Source organism: Kangiella shandongensis (genome assembly GCF_020005365.1).
GTDB lineage: Bacteria > Pseudomonadota > Gammaproteobacteria > Enterobacterales > Kangiellaceae > Kangiella > Kangiella shandongensis.
This window is the reverse complement of the sequence record NZ_JACNML010000020.1, coordinates 1-4,386: the sequence shown is the minus strand read 5'-3', so window position 1 is coordinate 4,386 and position 4,386 is coordinate 1. Positions and strand designations below refer to the sequence as shown.

Genomic DNA, 4,386 nt, shown 5'->3' with positions numbered 1-4,386 from the left:
ACTCGCAGCATCTCGTTTAAACTCCGGACTGAATGACCGACGTTGTCTTCTTCTTACCATTGAACACCTCTTTGTTAAGGGTAATACTACCACTTAAAAGAGTGTTCGGGTTTAGTCTGCCACTACACATCATATCCGCTATCGTCTTAAGCGGTTTATTATAACTTAGTAGAATCTTCGGAAAACGTCTAAAGATACTTGCTAATGTATTTAGGTCATACTTATCCTTGGAAAGGAGAAGACTAACTAAGTTAGAAGGGGTTAATGCATATGGAAAACATGTATATGCATGGTAGTAAATCCCATTTTTTAAAGTAGAAAAGTCAACGTTAAGATTTAAATTTATAAAGTATCTATATGCATTAATAACTTTCACATTGATATGCTGAGACAGCTGACTAAAAGTACTATCAATTGCAAGCCAATGAAGATCATTTGTTGAAGCTACAACTATTGTAGAATATACAGACTCGTCAACAATATCTTTTATTGAAAGAATTTCATTTGGAATATCTTTTTTCTTGGGATGAATAATATTTATATGCTTCATTAAAAGAAGCATATAATTTTTAACACTTAACCATTGTAACTGCCTAACTTCATAATCAATTTTAATCAAATCCCCATCAGTTGTTGTATTGAGAGACAAGTGATCTCTATCATCAATATCATTAATCCAATACTCAATAAACGTATTAGTTTCTTTAGTAATATAGAATTTAGTGTTTTCAAAATCTATTCCTTCTATCAAGCCAGAAATAGCCATATAGAAGACACTATAAATATCTAATACAATCTGCTTTGAATCCTCATCTCCGAAATTATGGAACTTGTAATTTACTTCTAGTTTATCAAGCATAGAATCCAGACAACCAAGAACTGGATTTGATTTATTTAGAAAACGTCCTTTCAAATAAAGTGGAATTTGATCAGGAAGTAATTTGATACTTTTCCTATTACTTTCAAAATAGTGAATCTTATCTTTTAGGTGAGAAATAAGCTCGTCTTGATTACCAGGTGACTCAAATATAAAAAAAGTATCACTACCATCATTTAACTCGACTCTTATATAAATAGAATATCTTAGGATTTGGACATACACAGGAACTTTTTCAATTAATATAACCTTTTGACCATTAAGATATTCTTCATCATCATAATTCAACCTACTTAAAATCTTACCAAGATTAGATGATTTTGTTATATAAAACCTTTTTGATTCAGCGGTTATATCATCTGAAATAATTTTATTCTTTTCTTTCCCATCTAATAAAAATCTATAAGCACTATCACCATTATTCTCTGCTTCTGAATTGTGATTATAGGGTAAAGAATAGAAGTGAACATCTGTTATATTTCTGGCGTATTTATTAGGATTTTTTTTGAATAATTTGCAAGCCACATCCTCAGTAATCTTGTAGTAGCCTAAATTATTAAGCAAAACTAGTAGTTTTATATCGAAGCTCAAAGAGTTTTCCAGTGCCTGCTGAGGTATTTGTTTTATTATGTCCCTTACTTCATTATCACCTCTCAGTTCTTTAATTAAGTGAATATAATTAAACCAGTTAGATGGTTGCGAATCATCACACTCTATAGCATTAAGAATAGAGGATATAGCTTCTTTGTCTGAGCCACTTTTTCTCTTTAAGGCAAAATCTATAGACCAAACAAGAGAATCCCACTCACTTATATGCAAACGACTTAAAGTATTGGATAAGGTTTCATATTGATCACTGTAGTAAGCGCATTGTAAGAACTGTCGCACTATTGGTGATAACCAAAGGCTTTTTCCCAAGATGAAAGGGTTAAGAATTTTAAAAGCAGCTATTGCCAAATTATTTCTAAGACATAACTCTGAAATATCCATTACCCAAGATAGATTAAATTGAGTAATATTATTTCCTGCCAACTCAACAAACTTATCTACTCTATTAATTAGCTCAACTCTATACTGATTATTTTCCAGAGAAACAATCTTTGATAACAAAATCAGATTATAAAACTCTGCGACTGCATTATCAGAGGAATTAATTTGCGTACCTGATTCTAGATGTAGTTTAGCATCAATTTCTGAAGCAAACTGTAACAGAACTATCATTTCATGTTCAGACACCCTACTACCCGGCTTTATAGAAGCAAGCGCTTTTTTTTGTAACTTTGGATTCTCCCCTAGATCCTTTATAAGAGCATACCTGCCTGACGACTCCCCTTTATGAGACTTTAAAGCTTCATATGCCTCATCTGAGTACTTTTTTACAACCTCAATATACTGTAAACATACTTCTAACAAAGATTTTTCTGAAAAGGATTCGCTAAGACATATTCCGATAGTTATATGTAGCAATATACCTCCCGGCTTTTTTTTGCCATCTAGCAAATTTAGCAAGGTCTTTTTGTTTTCTTCTAGTTTTTTCTTATGCTCAAATGACATGAGCCACGATGAAATATGCGAGGCCTCTTTGAATAAAATTTGATGGTCTAGCAATAATTTAAGTTTAACAAAGTATTCACTCTCATCATGTTTTCTATATCGTTCTAAAACAACCTTAGCGAACTCTAGATCGTCAACACGAATTGAGCCTAAAAATACTGACTCTAATATATTAATATCTGCAACAGCCTGAACCTCATTGTAGTAATCTTTTAATTCTTCAGATGTAGATGCTAAATGATAGTATGCGCAACAAGTTTCCAATCCTGGATACTGAGAACTTCTAAATCTTTTAATCGCACTCTCTATATCCTCTCTTACAATATCAATTCTTATTAAAACTGAAGAACACAGGTCGATAACTTTTTCATCCTTAATCTCCCCACTGACCAAAGCGCTAGAGAGCTCACCATAAGCATCATTAGGTACTTTACCATCTACTATCTGCAACCTTACTTTTAACGCCTTTAAGTAAACCTCCGAATCATAATCGTTAGGTAATCTCTGCAATGTGGCAATAGAATTTAATGAAGCTTCAACATCCCCATTTTTTGCAGAGTTCAGTACTTCTTGAACAGATTTTTTTAAAGCTGACGGAGCAAGTTCCACTGTTTGATTTATATTTAACTGTCCAATATTATAACCATCACCATTATGGGTTTGCTTGATACTTATCGAACCACCTGAAACTTCTTTTTTATCAATATTATTATTCATAAAATATACTTACTCTAACTCCTGATATTCTAGTTTTTATTATTTATAATCATTCCGATATTATTACCTTCTCCATTATGGGTTTGTATAATTTTATTTCTTGACTGCTCTAATAGCGTATTTATTTTCCTATTACCATTTATTGCCGATTTCACATCTGAAAAGCTCATTTCACTTGATAAATTTAGAGATGCTACTTCTTCAGCTATTCTTTTTCTCTCATCCTCATCAAAAGCCCATTCTTTCAATGCTTCTTTTAGCTTACTACTTACAGACTTAGCCCCATCTTTCAAAAAATCATAAGTCATACCTGATAATATTGTGGACGTAAGATACTCTATCATTTTATTTGCCTCTGCTATTTATAAAGGTAACTAACTCAGTGACTATTCTATTACCGACATTCTCTTCCGATTTACTATTTGCTATCAAATCTTGAATATCATCTAATTAATCATGCTAGTAAACACTTATTATTACCCAGGTCAATTTATATCAAGCTTCATTTCTTTACAACAAAGTAATTAATGCAAGGTTGCATTGTTGCACTTTATACCCAAGCAACCATGCAACTTAAACTACTTCCTCGTATCTTTATCATTTTCTTCTTTATAAAACTCTCATTTTTCAACCAATTCAATTGCTCTCCTTTTCTTAATCTATATAGAGTCTTAACCCTATAGGCTCCCTTTCTAAAGCTAACACTATTTACTTCCCAAAGTGTAGCTCCAGCTTCCTCCACCTTTAAGTTAAGAATAATCTGAAGTTTTCACCTATAACCTGTTAAATTTTGTATTTGAGTACAAATAATGTATGTAACCTGTATACTCGACACTAAGTTAGTTTCTAAATTGGAATCTATATTGTTGGTATATAGCCTTATTAGTTGATCTCTAGGAATTAATTATGAAATGCTTATTTTTTATCATTGCCTTTTTATTATATACGCCACAAAGTACTAGCCAGGCTTCAGCTGATGCTACCATTGAAGCTTTAGAAGCCTATAAAGGCTATGCTGAATCTTGCTATGTGGAACTAGTACTAGAAGGTTTGGATAGTATGAAAAACTATAAATCATGCGAAGCTGTTACTCACACCCGTGAAAATTATATGAATCGCCCCAAGTTTTCTAGATACCTTTTAGCTTCATAAAATAGTTCTTTTCAAACTCGACTGGTGACACATCATCATTGTTACCATGTCGTCGCTTGGCATTGTAAAACATTTCGATGTAGTCG

At 32.3% G+C, this 4,386-nt stretch carries 4 protein-coding genes; 1 reads left to right on the top strand and 3 read right to left on the bottom strand.

What is annotated here, in order from left to right; all coding sequences use genetic code 11:
- Window positions 1-16: 16 nt before the first annotated feature.
- Both H7708_RS13335 and gapS6a read right to left on the bottom strand, forming a co-directional pair.
- A complete protein-coding gene (locus H7708_RS13335) occupies window positions 17-3,148 on the bottom strand; it encodes a PIN domain-containing protein (protein ID WP_223671349.1) in 3,132 nt (1,043 codons plus the stop codon).
- 29 nt (window positions 3,149-3,177) lie between these two features.
- On the bottom strand, window positions 3,178-3,492 hold the full coding sequence (gene gapS6a, locus H7708_RS13330; protein ID WP_223671348.1) for a GapS6a family protein: 315 nt from the start codon (window positions 3,490-3,492) through the stop codon (window positions 3,178-3,180).
- Window positions 3,493-4,054: 562 nt separating this feature from the next.
- Here gapS6a and H7708_RS13325 point away from each other — a divergent pair.
- Window positions 4,055-4,300, top strand: coding sequence for a hypothetical protein (locus H7708_RS13325; RefSeq protein WP_223671347.1), 246 nt, complete (start codon window positions 4,055-4,057; stop codon window positions 4,298-4,300).
- On the opposite strand, the gene H7708_RS13320 is transcribed toward H7708_RS13325, so the two are convergent.
- Window positions 4,278-4,386, bottom strand: a 109-nt coding sequence (locus H7708_RS13320; protein ID WP_223669690.1) for an IS3 family transposase, incomplete at its 5' end; no start/stop codon positions are given. The genes H7708_RS13325 and H7708_RS13320 overlap by 23 nt on opposite strands.